The organism is Parapedobacter composti, assembly GCF_900112315.1.
GTDB classification, from domain to species: Bacteria; Bacteroidota; Bacteroidia; order Sphingobacteriales; family Sphingobacteriaceae; genus Parapedobacter; species Parapedobacter composti.
On the sequence record NZ_FOLL01000002.1, the window covers coordinates 104,845 to 125,387 of the forward strand.

Consider the following 20,543-nt stretch of genomic DNA (forward strand, 5'->3'; position numbering starts at 1 on the left):
ATTAATTTGGCTTATAGATGGTGTATGGAGTTCTGGCTTTGGACGCTTCTAACGCCTGCTTTACTTTTTCAATGCCATAAAAACGCGTTATCTCTCCTTTTTCGTCTTCATTGCCACGTTCAAAGACGCGTTGGATGACCGCACGGTATTGCTTCTGCCAATCTATTTTGTTGATATCCGTATCCCAAAAAAGGGATGTACGGAGAACGGACAGATTTGGCGTGGATTGAATTTCTTTTTCTTTGACCTTTTGGATATCGTAATAAGCCTGTAGAACTACCAACGTACCCTCTTCCAAACCTAGTTCCCGTTCGATTTTTAACGCCAAGGCTGTACTAAGCCCACGTTTGCCTTTGGTTATTGCGTTAAACGTCTGTGGATGTTCGTCTAAAGACAATGCAAACGGTCGTTGCTTAATCGCACGCTTTTTCAATTCGCGTTCGAGAACAATCCCCGGATGTATGCCTTTATATTTTTCGAACTGCTTAATCACAGAACAAATATAAACATTTTTGTTTATATAAATATAAATTTATAGAGCTAGATATTTTTACTGGTGGGATTCAAATCACCGTTTTTTCTGCTCTTTATCTAAACCTAAATATTCACAGACTTCCTCCGTACTAAGCAATTGGTGTGATTGTTTGCCACGTATTTTTTTTATCGTATTGTAAATACGTAAGCTCTGCCGGTAGCTCTTGCCGGTGATACGTGCTATATCCTTTGGATAAATACAGATTCTTCTCATTTTTATACTTTATGTACGCTTTATCTACTCTTTTGATACTGAGATAAAGTAGCGTAGCTGTTCATCATTTTGATGCCCAACTTGGTAACAAGTTGGTATAAAGTTGAGGTGGAATCTTTATTGCAATTTACAAAATAAACTTAGGAAATATTTTTCCAACTTATTTTGACTGCAGATAATGTCGGAAGTTCTAAACGCTGCTCTTCAGAATTCCCTTTGACGCGCATGCAAGGGGTTTTGATACGTTTTGTTTACTAATTTGTGAAGCCGGAGGACCCCGGAGTTCAAGCGTTTGTATCGGCTTCTCGAGCGGATCCCAGACCGCAGTTGTGTCCACTTGCATCCGGCTAAACACGGTACGCAACGGAAACGTGCGGGTGTAATGCCCATGGAGGTGGGGCGACAAGGAAGCTGTGTCACTTGCTGCCACGAAACCATCCCACCCGCCCTGGCCATTTTCTTTCAGGAAGAGATACGGCTGGCCTATATTTTCCCGCCCGCAGCTGACGCGCAGCAGCTCTACAGGACGTTTCCAGTCCGTTACATCCATACAAAACAAGCCGTATCCTACGGCATTACCTGTTAAAAAAATACCATCATGGTGCAATCCACCCAACGTCCCGCTTACGGCATCCTCCCGGTATTCCACTTGTGTGCCCGGCACGATGACACGGCTCACCTGACCGGAATCGGGGTGGTACAGCACCACCTCGTAGCGGGAACTTATCACCAAGGTCTCCCCATCCGCTGAAAGCTTCAGGCCGATCATATCACCATCCACCCATCCGCCGTCGCCCATACCCTGCTCAAAAGGCAAATCCACGATATACTCCCTCCCCTCCCGGTTAACATAAAGTTGCCGCCCATCAAGACACCTGTATTCCGCGCCCGGGACTTCTACTGTGGATTGCGCCAACGTAACAACAGAAGCCGATAACACAACTAAATAGGTCAGCAGCGCGTTCATGTTCGGTACTTTACGGTTTTCAAACATCCCGTATCCGTATACCACAGTTATTTCGGTATTCATAGCAATGCGCGTTAGACAAGTAAAATAATGCAAAAAAGATCCGGCCCAAAACCCCTGAATTCAGGGATTTATTCCCCCACGCAAAAAGGTAAACTTTGCAGTCACAATAAAATACCAAACTATGCAATAATGACTGCACGATGATATCCATTATCCTATTGTCAACGGCTGCCATTTACACACCGCAGCTGACGGACTCCATACCCGATAAATACAGCTGGCATCCCGATGGGCTCATCATCTATGCAGCCCCTTCGCTAACCGCCGATTCGATCAATCGCGCCGGTTATGGGGAATTTATCCTCGTCGAGGAGTTATGGGATGGTGAGACCGTCTACGTGACCCGCTACCAACACGATGAAGATAAGTGGATTTCAGACGAATACCTGAAACTGTACCAGCATGCATCCCATTGGCTACGGGTAAAGCACGGCGGCCGGCCGGGTTTCATCTTGGACACGTACTTGGCCCCCATTCCACCGCCGGATACCTCGCATGCGTCCGGCTTGATCTGGGAGGAATATCTTAAAAGCCTGTCAATGGTAACGTTCGAGGAATCCGAGGGCCAAACCGAAGACTTCTGTGCAAGAAACACCCTGCATTTTGCGAACGGCATCATATACACCTATACAGATTTCGGGCCCTGTGAGCAATGCGGTCATGTCCAAAAGCAGCTGTACCTCCCGCTCACCAGTAAAGCCGAGGCCATGATGATGGGGTTGCATTTCTTCCGCTACTATGGTCTTTTCTCGGGAGCGAACAGCGTGTTGCTCAAGCGCGAGGGTGAAGCCGTGGCATTAGAAGGATATATGGAGTCCGGCCAAGTAACGATCATTTCGTTTAGCAAGCAACAAGATGGCGTGTGCCTGATTGAAGACAATTACTTGTAAGCGAATCGCCAATGAAAGCTGCCTAGGGAGCGGATTTCATTCTAAACAGATAAATCACTAACTTTGTATGTATCAAAACTCGAGTGCTATGGAAACATTTATTGTCCACACGGAAAACAAAGCGCAAGCGAATGCGATAAAAGCAGTGCTTAAAGCATCGAATATTACGTTTGAAAAGACCACCGAGAAACCATACAACTCGGAATTTGTGAAGAAAATCCAAAAAAGTGATCAAGAATACAAAGCAGGCCAGTTTAAAACCATAAAAACCGAGGACTTGTGGAAGTAGATTATTCCGAGCAGGCTTTGGTCGACATTGCTTTTAGGAAGAAATCAGGCAACCTTTCCGTTCAGAAAAAATCAGCCGTTTAATCCAGTCAATCCAAGAAACACCCTTCCAAGGTATAGGCAAGCCAGAACCCCTCAAATATGAGCTGTCGGGCAAATGGTCTCGCCGCATTTCAGATGAACATCGGATCGTTTATGAAGTATTCGAAGGCCGGATTCGCGTACATTCCCTACGAGGGCATTACAGGTAGCCTTTTACCCTCCTCAAGCACTGCAATCGGTAGTGACGCGGTCAATCAATGTTAAATACCATTTATCGGCGATCAGCGTAAGGTTAAAAATTAACTCCTCATCTTCCTGGCCTGTGAGTACAATCCGTCGGCTCTGCTGCGCAAGGTCGCGGAAACGTGCCAGTTCAGTCTCCGGAATGGAGTCCCCGCGATACTTGACAAGATTCAGCGCCGTTTGAGCGAGCTTATCGTCGCTCCGTGTGGTATCGGCAAAAAGTCCGGTTTTATCCCATACCATCTCGCCGCAGTCATAAACAGGAAGTTCCGCGTAGTGAACCGAATCGGGTACGGCAACCATATCCGGATAACCCAAATATTCCGGCACCGGTTGCTCAAAATCAATCGAATCGACGAGCACATACTCATCAAAAACACCGATCCGGTAAATCATCGCGAGTCCGGTTTCCTCCGATATCAACCCGTTGAGCGTAGCGCCATCCCGGTCATGAAACGCGTGGATAACCTTCATGACGGTCGCCTCAAAATGATCCGGTTTGACGGGGGAATTACAAGAAGAAAACGACGCAGGTACCATCAAGGCAACGGCACATAAAGCGCTCCTTGCTTTTAATTGCAGGTGTATCACCACAAGCCAGTATTTACGGTAAACGTTCCCGAGGGTACGCCCTCCACCTGCAACACCTCGCCCTTGTCTGTGTAATATTGCCATTCTCCGTTTTTATAACACAACATAGGAAAGGTAATTTCCGTTCCCTTTTCGTATCGGTTCAGCAATAGGTTGTCGAATTCCACCGGAAGGATAATTTGTCCGCTGCGATCGGCAATGCCGAATTTGTAACCAACCGAAAGCAAAAAATATGCCCCGTTGTTGAACACCTCCACGCCGTCATATTTCGGAGGGACCAGCACCTGCCCGGTACTGTCGGCGATACCGGCCCGTAGTTCACCTGTATTTTCCTCCACCCTCCGGATGACCAGGTGCCGCCCGGTAAAATAATCCATCGCCATCAAAAACTCATTCGGAGCGGTATACACTTCGCTGGAAAGCGGTCGGCCGTCGCGGCCGAGGAACTGATAGGCTACATATCCCACTTGGGAGCGCCAGTCGGACGCCGGAAAATACCTGGCGCCGACGGCGATGCCGTGCGCGTTGAAGTCCAGTACCCGATCGTACACCGGTTCCGTCACCCAATTGCCTGCCGTATCCAGGAGACCATATCGGCCATCAACCCGCACCCAGCCAAGGCCGAACGGCGAAAACCGCTCCAGCAGGGCATCTTCCGTCCTGTCGTCATACGCGTAAGCAAAGGCAAATTTGCTGTTTGGTACCGACTTCCCGAGCACCGGGCTGTACAGCTGTGCGCGCACGGAGTCGTCCGAAATCAACACCAAACCGGGGTACCTGACCGATTGGGCATACCGGGCAGGGAGTTTGGTTACCACTCCGCGCCGGCCATCGATGAGGATGGCTGGGCCACCGTTCCGGGCGCCGGATAACAAGGCAAACGTCCCGCCGACGCTATCGTACACCGTGTATTCGGCAGGCACAGCCTCCTGCCCGTCCATCCTGCGTATACCATATCGATAGTCGCCGTAATCGCCGTTTACCGTCAGCACAATCGGTCCCGAGCCGGGCAGTTTACGCAACTGATCGAATGCAGGCGGGATAATCTCCCGCTGCAACTCCGCATCGTACAGGCCCTGCTTACCGGCCTTGGTCACGACAAAATACCGCAAGGACGAAGTGTCCCATAGCGACCACGATGCATAGCCGAGCGGTAGCAGCTCCCTGCCCGTGAAATCGTATACGGCCTGCTCGCCCTGATGCTCGCCGACCACCACAGCATCGGGGCCGTCGTACGTAAGCGAAGCCAGGTCGATTTCGTGAAATTTCGGGGAAACCACTTGGCCGGTTTCCGCAAAGTACAGGCCGTACAGCGCCTTTTGCCGGGTCTTGAAGATGGTAATTCCCTTGCTGCCCGACGAATAGAAATAATCGTTCACGTGGGTTACTGCGGTATACGATGGCGCCAGCAGTTCACGGCCCGTCGTATCATAGAGTCCCCAGCGACCGTCTTTCGCAAGGGCAAAGTAATCATCGTATACATTCACGTCGTCCCATTGCGGCGGAATCAGCACGCCTTTACCCCGTTGGTAGACACCTTTGCGCCCACCCTTCTCCACAATGGCATAGGGACCATGATACCCGCGGAAATCATTGGCATTGGGCACGGTGATGCGCTCGTATTCGGCAGGCAGTATTTCATTGGCATCGTGATCAATCAATCCGTATCGGCCGTTTACCTGGACAACCAACTCGCCGCCGGCGAGTATTTCAAGGGGATCCCGGCCGTCAGCAGAAAACTCCCTGCCCGTCGGGATATGCACCACTACCGGGCGGCCGTTTTTCGAAAACGAGCGCACCCATTCGTCACTCCGCATGCCCCAATGCTCGTGCTCGTATGCAAAGGGCACCCGTACTTGGCCGTCGAAACCCATGATGCCCCATTTTTCATCCCGCTGCGCATACACATAATCCGACTTCCGGCCGCATCCCCCGCAATAGTCAAAACCATCGTACTTCGCCGGAATGGCCAGCTGCGCGGCCTCCCGATCATAAACACCCCACTTTGTTCCGGCTTTGACATCGAAATACCGGCCATCGAGGTAACCCACGTCATCAAAAAAAGGCAGCAGCATTCCCTCTTCCCTACTGTACAAGGAGTGCTTGCCGTCTTTCATCACCTTCCAGAACGCGCCGAACCGGGTATCGATCTGCTGATATTCCGGGGGTAACACCCAACCGCCCGATCGGGCCAGTACCCCATATCGGCCATCCTTGGTTACGACGCCGAGTGGTTGAGCGGCGGTATCGGCACTGCCGATATCTTGGATGTAACGGTCAAACAGCCGCTTGCCGGCGCGGTCGATGTAAAACGTACGGTCGCCAGCGGTTATCTGCGCAAAGCCATGGCCGTTGAAGCGCTCCGCCCGCGCCGATGCCCCCTCTTGGGCATTGGCCGGCATCGTTGCGCCGCCCAGTGTCGCCGCCAAGACGCCATACCCTACAATAGCGGATCTAAAATTGTTTTTCAGCATCACCTGTAACATCGGACTAAAGGAAAAACAGGTAAACCAACAATCCGGCCAAGAGCGTCAACGCGATGGAAATGGCAAAATAAACAGCCACCATTTTCCAATACGCCCCAGCGGTGAGATGAGGCAAGCCCGCGGCTATCCGTTTCGCGTCTGTTATGGTGACGGGCATAAAGCTGATGGTGCCGACAAAAAAGATCAATCCCAACTCCCACAGATAGATACTGGCGTTTCCAACGCTGATGTAATCATCGATATCAGCAAAGACCAGCCTGAGCGCAACAGCCAGCAGTCCCCCCAAGGAAATGATGACTGGCCAACCGCCAAACCGGTCTTTCTTGAAAGCCTCCTGCATTTTAGCAGCGTACTCCTCATCCGTATCTTGCCGATTTCCATTATGGTCGTTACTCATACTCCTTATATTATAATTTATATACACAAAACTAACGGCCAACGCCATGTGCTGCAATCCCTGAAAACCGGGCTTTTCACCTTCTATCGCTTGGTCAAACCCGTTTCAAATTCGCGGTCGATGAATCCTTGGGTGTCCACGCCTTTTTCCCGCAAAGTCGTTCGGACGATTTCGGCCGCTTTAGCAAAATCTGCCCGCGTAAGCCCATGAAATTGCGACGACGCCAGATAAAATCGAACACTCGGAAAGCTTTCCAAGAACCAGCTCAAATCCGTCAAATTGGTATATCCAAAACTACCGGCCATTTTTTCGGGAAGTTCTTCCGGATGTTCGTACTCCAGCATCCACATCAGCGTGAACGGCGCACGCGGCTTCTCCCCGGTCATCCTGATTCTGAAAAACGACGACAGCTCTGCCCGTTCGTCATACAGGAAAAAATAGAGTTTCCTGGATTCGCGTGCGGCTGCACGGGGGTGATACTGGATCTGGGGAAACTGCAGGGAATCGCGCCAGAGGTAGATGCGGTAGCCAAGCGAATCTTTGTTGCGGATAAAATCCCGCATGATGCGGCTGTCTTCAGCCACGTCCAGCACCGGAATTCCGGTCGGCACGCGTACGCCATCGTTCGGTATCAATACGGGTTTCAGGTCGGCCGAGGGGTCGTTGCTAAACAGATACACCGCTCCCTCACCCGCGATGGTACGCTGAAGTGCATTTTGCTGTTTGCGGTATTGCTTAGCGGTATTTTGGTGCAGGTTCGCCAAAGGGTCTGTTTTTAGTTTCTGCACGATATCGGGCATGCAGGTTCTGATAAAAAGAAACACCGAAAAGACCAGCGATACCGGAATGACGATGTTCCTGGCCCGGTTTTGCCGTTTCCGTGCTGCTTCCAGCGCTTCCCTCGCTTCGGCATGGGCGGCGGGGGCTGCCTTTTTACGTGGAACAGGCGCCGGAACAGGAACAGCCTGTGGAATGCCTGTATCGCCGGCAGTCAGCGTACTGCCCGTCTTTGGGTTGCCAATCTCCGGACCAACCCCCGCATCCGGGACCCTCCCGTGCCGTTGCCAGGCATCGATATGACTGACAAACGTATCAAGAAAAGCCATGTAGCCCTCAATCTCCTGCTCATATTCCTTCACGTGTAAATCGAAGCGATACCTTTTCCCGGCTTTGGTAAATATCAACAGCGAAGGGGCTGGTTTGTCAAAATTCAGACGGGAGAGGCCTTTCCGGATTTCGTAATGCTGGATGTCATCGTACCGTATCGCACCGAATATCTTAGAGATAAATCCGCCTTCCACAAAGGTGATTTCCTCTCTTTCATTCCGTGCCCGGGTCTGTTTAACGGCAAAATAAACGATGCATCCAAACCAAACGGTCATTCCGAAAATAAGGCATATGGCAGCGTACTGTGTGTCCACACGGTAATGCTCCAGGAGTAGCGCAACGGGAACGAGCACCAGAAACCCCGCAAACAACGTGATGAGGATGGCGTAGGTGTAACGTATTTTTATGAAATAGAAGGTGTAAGACCGCTGTGTATGCATCTGTGGATTCTTCCTGTTTCAATATCCAAGCTTATCCCCCGCCGACACCGGCAGTTCCGTACCGTCGGCCTGCACATAGGTCCACCGCCCACCCACCTTCACCCGTGCCGGAAAATAGCCCGCTTGGGAGTCATTCAGCCGGGCCTCCTCATAGCGGGGCGCCACGAGCACTTTCCCCGTGCTGCTCGCGAAGCCGGACTTTCCGTCCTTTTCCACGCGAAGAAGTGAATCACTTATTAAGCGGATATGATCGTATTCCGTCGGCAATACCGTAGCACCGTCAAGGCCCACCAATCCCGCTTTGCCATTCAGACGGACCTGAAACAAGGCAGGCTGCTTCAGGTAATCCACCGCTTCGTACGCTGCTTCCAATATCACCCGGCCACGCATATCGATCACCCCTACATTATCGTTTCGCCAGATTTTCCGCATTTCGCCGTTATAGATCTTGTCCATACCATGGTATTCAAGCGGCAATACCACGTTCCCGGCGGAGTCGATGATACCGATGAGCGCTTTACCATCCACGCTTCTCGATGCGGCGGCGAGGCCACCGAAGAAGTCATCCACGAAGTCAAACCCCTCAAAACGGACTTCCTTACCCTGCCGGTCCACAAACAGGTTCTTTTCAGCACCCACCTTGAGCAGCCCACCTTGGAAAGGCCGAACCTGTAGTAACCGGCTGATGCTATCGGGCACCAGTTGCTTGCTCAGCCGGTAGGGGGAGAAATCCCATTGCGGATGATGGTAAAGCTGTTTGCCATCGGCGTCAAACAGGGTGGTCGACCAATGGCTATCGTTCCGCGTTGTTACCACATAACGGTCCGTATCCACCGCATGGACAAGCAGCCTTTTGGTTGGCGGAATTAACGGGCTGCCGTCCGCCCGGAAATAAGCAGATACCGGATCGGCTGTGGCGTTGCCATTTCCCCGCCCGCTCGTCGCCTTGATGAAGCAACCCAACTGCCATTCCAGTTGCTCATATTCCGGCGGCAACAGGAGGTGCTTCCGCTCCAGGTCATACAAACCGATCGATTCCCCATCGGGAATGCGAATGATCGAAGCGGGGCCGGTACCCGAAACGTTTGCGCTGTAACCGCCCATGGGAAACCGGTAAGAAACCGGTAGCAGTTCTTTCCCCTGCAAGTCGGCCAATCCGTATCGTTCACCCGCAACGACATAGAGGCAACTCCGCGCTCCCGTGTTACCAAACTGTATACCGTCGTATTCCATCGGGAGCAGTTTCTTGCCAGCGCGGTTGAACAAATTGTATTTGCCTGCTGCCCGCGCCATGAAATACAGGTCGCCGCCCGTTGTTTCTTTATCGTTTCGCTGGCCAGATGACTTACTCGGGCTACCCGGAATCATGGGAGGCCCGTCGATGATTACCGAACCGGATATGGCCGGTCTGCCACGGTCGTCGAGGATTTTGATATCGCTATATTGGCAAGGCACGATCAGTTGGCCATCGTCGGCAAGCACACCCTTTTTTCCATTTTGGGTCACGATACACCGCCCATCCACCCAATCTGCCGCATCGTCATATATCGGCAGAATCCGCACGCTCCCGTCGGCGGCTAGCCATCCGGTTTTTCCGCCGCGTTCTATCCGCACCAGTGGGCCGTCGGCGCTCATCCGGTCATATTGCTCCATCGTCAGCCGCTTGCCGAGCGTATCCAGCAAGAAAATCTCATTCCCCTGCTGGCCTAAAAGTAGCGGCCCGCCATCCAGCCGTATACCCATCAGATCATCATAAACAGCCGGCATCACTTCCCGCTTTCCATCAGGCGATCGGAGTCCCTTCTTGCCGGCGGCGGTTACCTCCAGGTAGCCGTCCGGCACATAACAACGGGTCAGATCGTCATAGGTAAACGGCAGTACCTCCCCGCCGTCGGTCAACGACAGCAACCCCCATTTTCCCGCTTTCTGGGCAGCCAATACGTGTGCATTGATGGGGCGGAGGTCGTCATATACCGGTTCGGCAACTGTTTTGCCCAATGTATCGATAGCTCCCACCTTACCATCAAGCTGCACGATAGCCAGAAAATAATGATAGCTTTTATCCGCGCCCGGATGACGCTTATCGGCATATTCATAACGGATATCATCATAAATGAAATCCGCAATCACGTCCCCTTTGCTATTTATGGCACCGTATGCCCCATCGGTTACCGCGATGCACACCGGGGCACCGTATCGCACAGGCTTATCCACCACCACCTTTCCCGAGCGGTGCAGGTACCGGGATTTTCCGGCCACCCGTATTTCCGCAAAGTCGCCCTTGAACGGGCCAAGCGCATCGGCATGGAGCGTATCAGTCGGCAGATGGTGAATGGCGGGTGTAGCCGACAAAGGGGCTGATAAAAAGACCACACTGCCAAGCAGTGTAACAGCGATGAAGTAAACGAATCGGAACATGATAAATCACTAATCTTAACCCTGCAAAAATAGCCTTTGTTGTTCCGGGTATAAATACCGGATTTCAGGGGTTTTAAATGCCGAGCCTGACGACTAACTTTGTTTACAAAGCCAACGGATGAATACATATACATCACCTGATCAGAAACATCGCCTGACGTTTACGTACGAAGGTGAGATCCGTTTTGGACCTGAGTTTTACACCGTTAAGCTAGACGGTATGCCCATTTCCGAAAGAATATTTGGGGATTACTGCCTGTGGCAGCCAAATTCCCGCATGGTAGCCTTGCAAGAATGGCTCAAAACGGGGGCTCACTTAGGTGTCGTAACAGCGCTGACCTTAATCGATCTTCAGGAAATGAAATTGGCGCAAATACCAAAGGTGGATATGAGACGTATTTTTTCGGTCAGATTTGAAAATGAATCGATTCGTTATCGGGAAAAACAGTTGTGGACAACAGTGGAACGTGAAATCAAGCTGGATGACATTCATGACTGGCAAAACTTAACTGATGAGACCGGCACATGATAGATCATTTAACAGCACCATGGACATGCGGCGACAGGTTCATCTACCGAAAAAATCACGGATTTCGGCTATTGCCTGGGTATTGTGTCGTTAATAGCTTTAAAAAAGTGATTGCCATGACGATGAAAGAAAATATCCCGATGAAATCCAACTTTTTTCACACGCTGTTTATAGGTGCCTTAATCGTCTGTGTCGGCATCTCCCCCGTTCGCGCGCAACGTGCAACCGGTTTTATGCCCCTCAATAGGCTGGGCGTATCGTATCAGAAAGCCGTTGGCGTAGACCTTGGTTTCGGCGCATACAATCTCCTCTTTGGTCGCCAGCTGACGCATTTCTTCGATGTTTCGCTTGGCTCCGAAGCTGTCTTCGCTAATCAGTTGATATTAGTCCCTAAGGTGAACGCTGATATCGGGTTCGACATTATAGAGGCGCTGACCTTCGGTGGCGGAATTGATGCGGGATGGCATACCGATTTCTCACAAGGTACTTGGCGATTTTCGCCGAAGGCCGGTTTTACGGCCGGTTCGGTAATCCGTTTGTATTACGCCCGTCACCTGTACGGTAATCCACAGCAGTTCGCTCATATCGGGCAGCACCGCATATCGCTGGAAGTAAACATTGCTGCCTTCCATAATATGAAAATAGGTTTTTAATATCACTGTTATGAGCAATGCTTATCCATCGAAAAAAAAGCAAGTACTTACTACCTGGTCGTGGTTGTTCCTGGCATTGGCCGTTCTTTCGACGCTCTCGTGGACGTTCATGGACGTCCATCCGGATATTGGTATTTCGTTGGCCGTCCTAGCGGCAGCCATCGCAGCCATCCTCGGTGGAATCGGTGTCGCTACGAAACGAACGGTCAGCGTCGTGGTATGCGTCGTGCTGTCGGTACTGGTCATCGCCTTTCACGTGATCTTGATCATCGCGCTTCGCAACATGTGCGTAATCTGCTAGCGCAGTTACTGCACGTACATATCCGGGGCCATTGTTTCGAGCTTGGTTTCCTTTGCTTTCAGCTGCTCATACCGTTCCAGACCACGCGCCGCCTGCTTTGCATGGTCAGACGCATCCAATGCCCCGGCTTGCACCCGGATTTCCTCACGTTTACTGATCCGCCTCAGCAACCGGTTTTTAAGTCTTTCGGCATTCTTCTGCGTGGGATCATACGGAACCAGATCGACGCGGGCGCGGGTCAGCCCTGACGTGACCCGCGTGTTGACCAGGTATACCCGGCCCGCTTCCAGGTCTGCTTCGATAAAACTCATGTTTTCGGATTTACCCCAAAGGACGTGGCTGCCGGGATCGCATTCATAGACCAGGTAACTGCCCGGTCCGATTTTACCGAGGTATTGGCCGCCGTCGTAATACTGAAACTGGATAACCGGCGCTTCCAATGGCGGGCGCGTAAAAATCACCAATGCCTTATCCGGCGCTGGGGCGGGCAGCTCGAAAGCGACAGGTGTATCGTCTTCTTCACTATCCTGCGCGACCACGTGGCGCTGGAACAGCAGCAACACGGCAAATAGCGTGATAATAGCTATGCGATTCATGGTGTAATTATAATTAGTTAAACAATCTACTGACCGGTCCCGCTTTTTGCATCCATTGGCTGACTTTGCCCTGCACGCCCGATTGCGCAGCGTGGGGTGCCACACGCTCAAAGGTGCCGCCATAGCTGCCCTTCACGGACTCGCCATTGTTCATCATCAGGTCGAATTCAATCTTATAGTTGTTTCCACTCCCGGCCACTTTGACGGTGCCCCCTGAAATGAAGGCGATTTCATCAGCATCCTCACTGCTTATCCGCATGTTCAAGATAAGGTATCCGTCGTCGAAATAATGTTTGCCTGTTACATCTTCTGCCTCGTAGTCGGCGAAACTAAAAATGCCCTGCCGGAACGTTTGCTCACTTGCCGAGTACAGGTCTAAAAACAGGTGTACCGGTACATTGTCGTCGTCATCCTCGGCAAATTGAAACAAGTAAAATTCCTGGTTGTAATGCGACCCATCGAAACCGTAGTCGCTATAGCCAGCGTCGTTAAGGCGGTAGGTGTGCCCCTTATATACGAGGCTGTTGGTTGGGTTGATGTCCGGTTCAATTCCTTCATCGTCGTCTTTTGAACATCCGCCGACACCCAGCGCTGCCACGATAAGGAGCAGCGTGATCTTGCGGCTTTGTTTCCATAGCTGTTGCATGATTTTTCATTATTGGTACTACGACAAAGGTCGTTACCTCGTTCAAATGAAAAAATCCCTGAAAACATGGATTTATCTGCCGAGCTTCGCCGCTTAATTTTGAAAACGATGACAAGCAACTCCTCCTTACTTCCGTTAATCGGCCTGGCAGCTGTCCTATGGTCGTCATGCACCACAAAACGGCTGGCTACCGCTATAGAAATCCAACCCGCCACATTGGACTATATCGGCGATCGTTCCTGCGGTTGGCAGCGCATCCGTCAGGGCACGCGCTGGGGTTATATCCACACATCGTCAAAACGGTTCATCACACCTCGGTTTGATTGGGGAGACGATTTCCATGACGGCTTTGCCGTGGTGCAGCGCGGCGGCCGCGCCGGGTTCATTACGTCAACAGGGGTACGTTGGGGACGGCTCAAGTATCAACGGGCCGGCCATTTTTCCGATGGGGTAGCCCCGGTAAAAATCCGCGGTAAGTATGGCTACCTGGATGCAAGGCGGAAGTGGGTTGTCCGCCCCCGGTATGACTACGCGCTGCCGTTTCAGGAAGGCCGCGCCGTAGTGGCCGATGGGCTGCACTATGGTTTCATCGATCGCACAGGCAACCGGGTAACCCGGTTGGAATACGAGGATGCCACGCCATTCCGAAATGGGCTGGCCAGGGTGCGGAAAAACGGACATTTCGGGCTGATCGATACCCATGGCGTGGAGGTGCTGCCATTGGTGTATACCGCCATTGAACCGCTTGCCGGAGGGGACTATCGCCTCACGGGAAAGGATGGCGTTGGACTGGCCGACGCAAACGGGCGGCTGCTGGTCAATGCGCGATACCGCCGGGTTCAGCTCCGGGACGACGGGAATTATTCCATCGAGAACCATTCGGGAAAAGTGGGCCTATTCCATCTGAATCAGCGGCGGTTGATTTTACCCGTCGTCTTTGACGCCATTTATGACGCCGGTGAAGGGATATACCTCTGCCACCAAAATAACAACCATTATGTATACGCAGACTCCACCGGCCACCTGTTATATGAACTGGCATTTGAAGATGCCGGCACATTCAGCGAAGGACTCGCAGCCGTTAAAAAAGATGGTAAATGGGGATACATCGACACCGCCGGCCGATTGGCGATTCCCTTCCAATTCGATGCCTTTGACAACCGGCATTATGCGCGGATGCGGTTCAGCAGCAACCGGGCCTGGGTACGGAAAGGCGGGATGACCGCGCTCATCGACCGGTCTGGGCATACCGTTGCCTTAACCGACTACCCATCTGCCCTTCCGTTTACTTGCAATCGCGCCTTGGTGGTGGATCAATCCGGTCGCATTGGCTACGTAGACACGTTGGGAGCGGTACGTATTCCGTTGATGTATACCGGCGGCAGCGCCTTCAATACGTATGGCATCGGCTGGGTAACGAAGTCCCCTTACGACATACCGTCCTACCACACCATCAACACCGCGGGCGAAATCATCGACAGCCTGGGCTTTCAACCTCCCAAGATTTTTAATGCCCGATACTGGTATACCGACCGGCCGAAGCGGTCGCTGCTGGTCGACCGCCGCACAGGGAAGATCACGGATTATCCGTATGATAACATGTACCGATCATCGTATATGCCTGATGACCTGTTTCACGCCACCCGGGATCAACTGTCGGGACTGATCGACACTTCCATGGCCGTAGTGATCCCATTGCGTTACCGGACGGTCGAAACGTTTCACCACAACCGTGCCCGGGTAGTCAGCGATACCGGCGAAGGGTTTGTGGACCGGCTCGGCCGCGAAATCCTGCCGTTGCATTACGAAAAGTTTTCCTATTTCCGTTATCCGGTCACCGTGGCCATACGCAATGGCCGGCGCGGCGTGCTGGACACCGCAGGGCGCGTCGTCATACCGCTCGACTACGATGCAGTGGACATCGACTATGCGAACAACCGCATCATCGCAACCGACAGCCTCGGCGCGCGGATATTCGACCGGCATGGGTACCTGCTCCATGACCGGCAATACGACAGGGTATCTGCCTTCCATGCCAACCGCGCCACCGTACGGAAAAACGGAAAAACCGGTGTTGTGGACTACCTCTTCCGGGAGCTGTGTCCACCCATCTACGACCGGATAGGCCCTTTTAAAGCCGATGGGATGGCCTGGGTGGTCAATGACGGAAAAATCGGATACCTGGATTCAGCCTATCAGGTTTGCATTCCCATCATCTACGATGACGGGGACATCTTTATCCACGGCATGGCCAAGGTCAAACTAAACGGCGAGGAGCTATTCGTCGACCGCGCGGGGAAACGGGTTTATCCGGATGAAGCGACTATCCAAGCCCGGGAAGCGGCCATCGCGGAAACCAAGGAAGATATGCGCTGATTGTCATAAAAAAGCCCTGAAACGGGGAGGATCAGGGCTTTCAAACTAACCAATTATAAACCTAAATTATGAAAAGACAAATTTTATGGTACAAAGATACGGATTTAGAAAAAACGCATTGAATTGGCGGTGTTAAGAAATGTTAAAGTTTTCACGCAGCAAGAAGCATTTGCGATTTAACGAATAGTTACTATATTAGTACAGAAAATAACCATTTATAATTTATAACTCTTCACATCAAAAATCTGTAAAAACATGGGAAAGTTTGTCATCACAACACGCAAAAACGGTGAATTCCAATTCAACCTTAAGGCTGGTAATGGCGAGGTCATTCTGGCCAGCGAAGGCTATACCGCCAAGGCTTCCTGCCTTAACGGAATTGAATCCGTGAAGAAAAATGCCGCTAATGATGCCCGCTATGAGCGGAAAGAAGCAAAAAATGGTAAGTTTTTCTTTAACCTGAAAGCAGGCAACGGGCAAGTTATCGGTTCAAGCGAAATGTATGAAAGTTCTGCCGGCCGCGACAAAGGAATCGAATCGGTAAAACGCAATGCCCCTGATGCCGTTGTAGACGACCAAACAGCATAAACCATCATACGGATTGGGAGAAAAGGGTTTCTTCCAATCCGCTTTTTTTGCTAACTTGCGTGCCAAGTAATTACAGTCATGAACGAGGCAGCAACAACAGCAATCCGGGTGGAGCACACGCAACAGCCACGGCTCCCGCAAGTCGATTTCAGCAACCTGAAATTCGGTCAGGTTCTATCTGACCATATGCTTGTCGCCGACTATGTCGACGGGCATTGGGACACGGTGAGCATTGTGCCTTATGGGAACCTGTCATTGAGTCCCGCCACATCGGCCCTACATTACGGCCAAGCTATCTTTGAAGGTCTGAAAGCGTATAAATTCGCGGATGGAACCATCAGTGTCTTCCGGCCGGACAAGAACCTTGAGCGGTTCAACAAATCGGCACTGCGGCTGGAAATGCCCGAAGTTCCCGAAGAGATTTTCATCGGCGGCCTGAAAGCGCTGCTGGATATCGACCGTGGCTGGGTGCCAGGCACCGTGGGTGCATCGTTGTATATCCGTCCGTTTATGTTCGGTACCGAAGCGGCATTGGGTGTACATCCTTCCGATTCGTATAAATTCATTATCATTACCGGCCCGGTAGGTGCCTACTATAACAAGCCGCTGCGGCTAAAGGTAGAAACCCATTTTACCCGTGCCGCCGAGGGTGGTGTGGGATTTTCCAAAAATGCGGGCAATTATGCGCTGTCGCTACATCCCACACGGCTGGCCCAGGAAGAAGGGTTCGATCAGTTGATGTGGACCGATGCCATTGAGCACAAATACGTTGAAGAAGCCGGTACGGCCAACCTCGTGTTCCGGGTAGGCGACACGATCATCACCCCTTCTTCTGACACCATATTGCACGGCATTACACGCCGTACCATCATCGAAATCGCCAAACATTGGGGTTACCAAGCGGAGGAGCGCAAGGTATCCGTCAAGGAACTCATAGACGGCATTGAAAACGGCAGTGTGACGGAAGCCTTTGCCGCCGGTACGGCAGCGACGCTCACACCCATCTCGGAAATCGGTTACGAAGGCCAGATTTATAGACTGCCGGACCCGGCTCAACGGGAGTTCTCAAACCGGGTACTGCAATACCTCAATGATTTGCGTTACGGACGCATTGCGGACGAGTTCGGTTGGAATTTCATTGTAGGGTAGCATCGATATGAGCGATGATGCGGCCGGTTTCTTCGGGCGCAAACCATACTGTCTCCTTATCTTTCCGGAACCAGGTCAGTTGCCGTTTGGCGTATTGACGGGTATGCTGCTTGATTTGCTCCACGGCCTGTTCGAGGGTCAACTTCCCGTCCAGGTAATCAAACAATTCCGTATAGCCCACCGTCTGCAATGGCGGCTTAGCACGGTGAGGGAGTAAGGCTTTCACTTCGTCCAGCAATCCCGCCTCCATCATCGCGTCCACCCGTGTGTTGATGCGCTGGTGAAGTAGCCCCCTATCGGCATTCAGCCCGATTTTCAGTACGCTGAAGGATCGCGCAGCGAGTTGTTGCCGCCTGAAATGTGAAAACGGAGTCCCGGTGCTTTCATACACCTCAAGCGCCCGGATCACCCGTTGAGGATTCTGGATGTCTACTTCACGGTAATAAACCGGATCCACCTTTTCCAGCCATTGCTGAAGATAAGGCAGTCCTTGATCTTTATAAATTGCATTAAGCCGGTCGCGCATGCCGGGCAGCGGCTTGGGCAGGTTGTCCAGCCCACGGCACACCGCGTCCACAAACAAGCCTGAGCCGCCCACCAACAACACCCGGTCGTGCCGGGTAAACAAGCTGTCGAGCAAGGCCAACGCATCCCGCTCGTAATCGCCCGCGGAGTAATCGTCCTCAATGCTATGCGAATCAATAAAAAAATGCGGTATAGCCGCCAATTCTTCAGCAGACGGCTTGGCTGTTCCGATGGTCAGTTCCCGGTAAAACTGGCGGGAGTCGGCTGATAGGATAACGGTTTGGTAATGCTGAGCAATCCGGATACCCACAGCCGTCTTTCCGATGGCCGTAGGGCCTACGATGCAGACAAGCGTCTTCTTTCTCACGCGCTCAATCAATATTCCTCTTCGTCCCGGCTGTTGTCGGCTTCTTCCCCTGCACCTTCCTGCTCCTCCCCATCGAGCATATCCAAATCTTCTTCCTCATTGATGCCGTATTCCGTCTCCTGCAAGAAATCATATTCATCGCCCTCCTTCTTCGCGGCCGATTCCGTCGGCACAATCGGTGTGCCCGGCAATTTCGGAACCTGGCCTACACTCTTAAACAACGCCGGATATTCCTTGCCCTCCTCTTCCTTCAAAATTTTGACGAGCTGCACATGGAAATCGAATGGGCGGTCAAAGTTATAGACGTAATAGAACTTCTGGTGCGGGTCGTCAATGAATTTGCTCAGCCGCGACTGTTCCATCAACGCCACGCCCCGTTCCAGCTTCTGCTTATCGGGCATGTAGGCAATTTCGTCCCCCTTTTTCCAGCGGTCATTGCTCACATAGAATGAAGACGGCACCTCAGGATTGTACCCTGTAGCCGCGTGCAATGCATTGTGCAAATCCAAAAACGTCTGCTTAGGCAAGACATCGATTTCACGGATCACATCATCATAATCCTCGAACGAAATCCTGAACCGGTAGATAGCCATGGCGCTCCTTTATGTTAACTTTACCTTACGTGAATTTTATGCGAATATCCTAATTTATATACGAGATACGAAATACGGCGGTCAGTTTATGGGTGCCAGCCCCATTTCCTTTCCTTTTTCGAGCATATACCGGTAGGCCTCTTCCCGATTATTGGGGATATCGCCTTCCAATATTGCCTCTCGGATGGCATTTTTTATCGCCCCCACTTCCCTACCCGGTTTCAGTCGGAACGCAGCCATAATATCCTCTCCCGTAACGGGCGGTTGCCAGTTCCGGATTTGGTCGCGCTCCTCCACGTCTTTGAGTTTTTGTTTGACCAGCTCAAAATTCTGGCGGTATTTTTTCTTTTTATACTCGTTCTTGGTGGTCACATCAGCGTGGCAAAGCATCATCAGGCTATCGATATCGTCGCCCGCTTCAAACAGCAAGCGTCTCACCGCCGAATCGGTCACCGTATCTTGCGCCAGCACGATGGGCCGCAGGTGCAGGAGCACGAGTTTCTGCACAAACTTCATCCTGTCGTTAAGCGGCAATTTCAGCTCTGCAAACAACTTCGGCACCATCCTGGCCCCCTTATCTTCATGCCCGTGGAATGTCCAGCCATGCCGCTTATCGAAACGTTTCGTCGCCGGCTTGGCGATGTCGTGCATGATGGCCGCCCAGCGGAGCCACAGATCGCCCCCGAGTTCGGCCACATTATCCAGTACTTCAAGGGTATGGTAAAAATTATCCTTATGCCCTTTGCCATCAATCACGTCCACACCGTGGAGGTTGGCCATCGCCGGAAAAACAATATGCAGCAAACCCGTGTCAAACAAATACCTGAACCCGAAAGAAGGTTTCGCGGCCAACACGATTTTATTCAGTTCATCGATGATGCGTTCCTTGGAAATGATCCGTATGCGCTCACGATTATCTTTAATGGCGTTGATGGCGCGGATATCTATCTTAAAATTCAGTTGGGTAGCGAAGCGTACGGCCCGCATCATCCGCAGCGGGTCGTCCGAGAACGTTTCGCCCGGGCTCAACGGCGTACGGATGACGCGTTGGCGGATATCCTCCAACCCACCGAAAGGGTCGAGCAGCCTGCCGAAATCAGACTTATTCAGCGAAAGCGCCATCGCATTAATGGTAAAGTCGCGTCGGTTCTGGTCGTCTTCCAAACTGCCATCTTCTACGATAGGTTTCCGGGAATCCCTCCTGTACGATTCCCTGCGCGCCCCCACAAACTCCAGTTGCAGCTCCCCATGGTTCAGCATGGCGGTACCGAAGTTTTTATAAACCGCCACTTTGGTATCCAGGCGGTTTCCCACCCGCATCGCAAAATCGATACCACTTCCCACCACCACCACATCAATATCGTTCTTAAAATCGCGCCCCATGAGCCGGTCCCTCACATACCCGCCTACAACATAGCATTCCACCTGCGACTCCGCAGCGATATCGCTCAGCACTGTAAATATCGGGTGTTGTAAAAACTCTCTCATGACGGTATCCGGCTTCATTAGCGCATGGCGGCCGGCAAAAATACACATTCAG

At 51.8% G+C, this 20,543-nt stretch carries 21 protein-coding genes; 9 read left to right on the forward strand and 12 right to left on the reverse strand.

The features are described from left to right. Position 1: 1 nt before the first annotated feature. Positions 2–493, reverse strand: coding sequence for a helix-turn-helix transcriptional regulator (locus tag BM030_RS03450; protein WP_079716432.1), 492 nt, complete (start codon positions 491–493; stop codon positions 2–4). Between the two features lie 445 nt (positions 494–938). Then, positions 939–1,778 (reverse strand): hypothetical protein, encoded by an 840-nt coding sequence (locus tag BM030_RS03460; RefSeq protein ID WP_079716434.1) that lies wholly within the window; start codon positions 1,776–1,778, stop codon positions 939–941. A gap of 140 nt (positions 1,779–1,918) precedes the next feature. Between BM030_RS03460 and BM030_RS03465 the strand changes: the two genes are divergently transcribed. The 3 genes from BM030_RS03465 (at position 1,919) to BM030_RS03475 (ending at position 3,207) form a co-directional block, all read left to right on the forward strand. Then, positions 1,919–2,668, forward strand: a complete 750-nt coding sequence (locus tag BM030_RS03465) for a hypothetical protein (protein WP_079716435.1) — start codon at positions 1,919–1,921, stop codon at positions 2,666–2,668. Between the two features lie 88 nt (positions 2,669–2,756). Further along, complete coding sequence (locus BM030_RS03470) at positions 2,757–2,957, forward strand: DUF2683 family protein (RefSeq protein ID WP_079716436.1); 201 nt, start codon at positions 2,757–2,759, stop codon at positions 2,955–2,957. A gap of 115 nt (positions 2,958–3,072) precedes the next feature. After that, on the forward strand, positions 3,073–3,207 hold the full coding sequence (locus BM030_RS03475) for a Txe/YoeB family addiction module toxin (RefSeq protein ID WP_244518677.1): 135 nt from the start codon (positions 3,073–3,075) through the stop codon (positions 3,205–3,207). Between the two features lie 13 nt (positions 3,208–3,220). Here BM030_RS03475 and BM030_RS03480 read toward each other — a convergent pair whose 3' ends face one another. From BM030_RS03480 to BM030_RS03500, 5 genes are all read right to left on the reverse strand, one after another. Further along, entirely contained in the window at positions 3,221–3,916 is a 696-nt protein-coding gene (locus BM030_RS03480) for a hypothetical protein (RefSeq protein WP_139215799.1), read from the reverse strand. Then, on the reverse strand, positions 3,829–6,306 hold the full coding sequence (locus BM030_RS03485) for a WG repeat-containing protein (protein WP_211657523.1): 2,478 nt from the start codon (positions 6,304–6,306) through the stop codon (positions 3,829–3,831). Before BM030_RS03485 ends, BM030_RS03480 begins: the two co-directional genes overlap by 88 nt. A 16-nt stretch (positions 6,307–6,322) precedes the next feature. Further along, positions 6,323–6,715 (reverse strand): hypothetical protein, encoded by a 393-nt coding sequence (locus BM030_RS03490; RefSeq protein WP_090971208.1) that lies wholly within the window; start codon positions 6,713–6,715, stop codon positions 6,323–6,325. Between the two features lie 83 nt (positions 6,716–6,798). Beyond that, a complete protein-coding gene (locus BM030_RS03495; RefSeq protein ID WP_090971210.1) occupies positions 6,799–8,262 on the reverse strand; it encodes a hypothetical protein in 1,464 nt (487 codons plus the stop codon). An 18-nt stretch (positions 8,263–8,280) separates the two neighbouring features. Beyond that, positions 8,281–10,680 (reverse strand): WG repeat-containing protein, encoded by a 2,400-nt coding sequence (locus tag BM030_RS03500; RefSeq protein WP_090971212.1) that lies wholly within the window; start codon positions 10,678–10,680, stop codon positions 8,281–8,283. 118 nt (positions 10,681–10,798) lie between these two features. Here BM030_RS03500 and BM030_RS03505 point away from each other — a divergent pair, with 118 nt between their 5' ends. From BM030_RS03505 to BM030_RS03515, 3 genes are all read left to right on the forward strand, one after another. After that, positions 10,799–11,209, forward strand: coding sequence for a hypothetical protein (locus tag BM030_RS03505; RefSeq protein WP_079716442.1), 411 nt, complete (start codon positions 10,799–10,801; stop codon positions 11,207–11,209). Between the two features lie 116 nt (positions 11,210–11,325). Beyond that, positions 11,326–11,862 (forward strand): hypothetical protein, encoded by a 537-nt coding sequence (locus BM030_RS03510; RefSeq protein WP_079716443.1) that lies wholly within the window; start codon positions 11,326–11,328, stop codon positions 11,860–11,862. Between the two features lie 10 nt (positions 11,863–11,872). Beyond that, positions 11,873–12,163 (forward strand): hypothetical protein, encoded by a 291-nt coding sequence (locus tag BM030_RS03515; protein WP_090971214.1) that lies wholly within the window; start codon positions 11,873–11,875, stop codon positions 12,161–12,163. A 5-nt stretch (positions 12,164–12,168) separates the two neighbouring features. On the opposite strand, the gene BM030_RS03520 is transcribed toward BM030_RS03515, so the two are convergent. Both BM030_RS03520 and BM030_RS03525 read right to left on the reverse strand, forming a co-directional pair. After that, the gene (locus BM030_RS03520; RefSeq protein ID WP_090971216.1) at positions 12,169–12,759 is read right to left on the reverse strand and encodes a hypothetical protein; all 591 of its coding nucleotides are present in this window, start codon (positions 12,757–12,759) and stop codon (positions 12,169–12,171) included. A 13-nt stretch (positions 12,760–12,772) separates the two neighbouring features. Further along, positions 12,773–13,405: a hypothetical protein gene (locus tag BM030_RS03525; protein ID WP_090971218.1), complete on the reverse strand. Its 633-nt coding sequence runs from the start codon at positions 13,403–13,405 to the stop codon at positions 12,773–12,775. 108 nt (positions 13,406–13,513) lie between these two features. Here BM030_RS03525 and BM030_RS03530 point away from each other — a divergent pair, with 108 nt between their 5' ends. The 3 genes from BM030_RS03530 (at position 13,514) to BM030_RS03540 (ending at position 17,518) form a co-directional block, all read left to right on the forward strand. Further along, positions 13,514–15,781: a WG repeat-containing protein gene (locus BM030_RS03530; RefSeq protein WP_170845621.1), complete on the forward strand. Its 2,268-nt coding sequence runs from the start codon at positions 13,514–13,516 to the stop codon at positions 15,779–15,781. A gap of 255 nt (positions 15,782–16,036) precedes the next feature. Continuing rightward, a complete protein-coding gene (locus tag BM030_RS03535; RefSeq protein ID WP_090971223.1) occupies positions 16,037–16,369 on the forward strand; it encodes a YegP family protein in 333 nt (110 codons plus the stop codon). A gap of 78 nt (positions 16,370–16,447) precedes the next feature. Then, positions 16,448–17,518 (forward strand): branched-chain amino acid aminotransferase, encoded by a 1,071-nt coding sequence (locus tag BM030_RS03540; protein ID WP_090971225.1) that lies wholly within the window; start codon positions 16,448–16,450, stop codon positions 17,516–17,518. Here BM030_RS03540 and miaA read toward each other — a convergent pair. From miaA to BM030_RS03555, 3 genes are all read right to left on the reverse strand, one after another. Continuing rightward, positions 17,505–18,410, reverse strand: a complete 906-nt coding sequence (gene miaA, locus BM030_RS03545; protein ID WP_090971227.1) for a tRNA (adenosine(37)-N6)-dimethylallyltransferase MiaA — start codon at positions 18,408–18,410, stop codon at positions 17,505–17,507. The genes BM030_RS03540 and miaA overlap by 14 nt on opposite strands. Positions 18,411–18,418: 8 nt before the next feature. Then, the gene (locus BM030_RS03550) at positions 18,419–19,003 is read right to left on the reverse strand and encodes an IS1096 element passenger TnpR family protein (protein ID WP_090971230.1); all 585 of its coding nucleotides are present in this window, start codon (positions 19,001–19,003) and stop codon (positions 18,419–18,421) included. An 81-nt stretch (positions 19,004–19,084) separates the two neighbouring features. Then, positions 19,085–20,491, reverse strand: a complete 1,407-nt coding sequence (locus BM030_RS03555; RefSeq protein WP_090971674.1) for a CCA tRNA nucleotidyltransferase — start codon at positions 20,489–20,491, stop codon at positions 19,085–19,087. Between the last annotated feature and the right edge of the window lie 52 nt (positions 20,492–20,543).

Coding starts and splice junctions, on each gene's coding strand:
- BM030_RS03525 (WP_090971218.1), bottom strand. CDS start 13,405: ATGCAACAGCTATGGAAACAAAGCCGCAAGATCACGCTGCTCCTTATC.
- BM030_RS03490 (WP_090971208.1), bottom strand. CDS start 6,715: ATGAGTAACGACCATAATGGAAATCGGCAAGATACGGATGAGGAGTAC.
- BM030_RS03480 (WP_139215799.1), bottom strand. CDS start 3,916: ATGGCAATATTACACAGACAAGGGCGAGGTGTTGCAGGTGGAGGGCGT.
- BM030_RS03465 (WP_079716435.1), top strand. CDS start 1,919: ATGATATCCATTATCCTATTGTCAACGGCTGCCATTTACACACCGCAG.
- BM030_RS03500 (WP_090971212.1), bottom strand. CDS start 10,680: ATGTTCCGATTCGTTTACTTCATCGCTGTTACACTGCTTGGCAGTGTG.
- BM030_RS03460 (WP_079716434.1), bottom strand. CDS start 1,778: ATGAATACCGAAATAACTGTGGTATACGGATACGGGATGTTTGAAAAC.
- BM030_RS03535 (WP_090971223.1), top strand. CDS start 16,037: ATGGGAAAGTTTGTCATCACAACACGCAAAAACGGTGAATTCCAATTC.
- BM030_RS03520 (WP_090971216.1), bottom strand. CDS start 12,759: ATGAATCGCATAGCTATTATCACGCTATTTGCCGTGTTGCTGCTGTTC.
- BM030_RS03540 (WP_090971225.1), top strand. CDS start 16,448: ATGAACGAGGCAGCAACAACAGCAATCCGGGTGGAGCACACGCAACAG.
- BM030_RS03555 (WP_090971674.1), bottom strand. CDS start 20,491: ATGAGAGAGTTTTTACAACACCCGATATTTACAGTGCTGAGCGATATC.
- BM030_RS03530 (WP_170845621.1), top strand. CDS start 13,514: ATGACAAGCAACTCCTCCTTACTTCCGTTAATCGGCCTGGCAGCTGTC.
- BM030_RS03505 (WP_079716442.1), top strand. CDS start 10,799: ATGAATACATATACATCACCTGATCAGAAACATCGCCTGACGTTTACG.
- BM030_RS03495 (WP_090971210.1), bottom strand. CDS start 8,262: ATGCATACACAGCGGTCTTACACCTTCTATTTCATAAAAATACGTTAC.
- BM030_RS03515 (WP_090971214.1), top strand. CDS start 11,873: ATGAGCAATGCTTATCCATCGAAAAAAAAGCAAGTACTTACTACCTGG.
- BM030_RS03550 (WP_090971230.1), bottom strand. CDS start 19,003: ATGGCTATCTACCGGTTCAGGATTTCGTTCGAGGATTATGATGATGTG.
- BM030_RS03485 (WP_211657523.1), bottom strand. CDS start 6,306: ATGCTGAAAAACAATTTTAGATCCGCTATTGTAGGGTATGGCGTCTTG.
- BM030_RS03470 (WP_079716436.1), top strand. CDS start 2,757: ATGGAAACATTTATTGTCCACACGGAAAACAAAGCGCAAGCGAATGCG.
- BM030_RS03510 (WP_079716443.1), top strand. CDS start 11,326: ATGACGATGAAAGAAAATATCCCGATGAAATCCAACTTTTTTCACACG.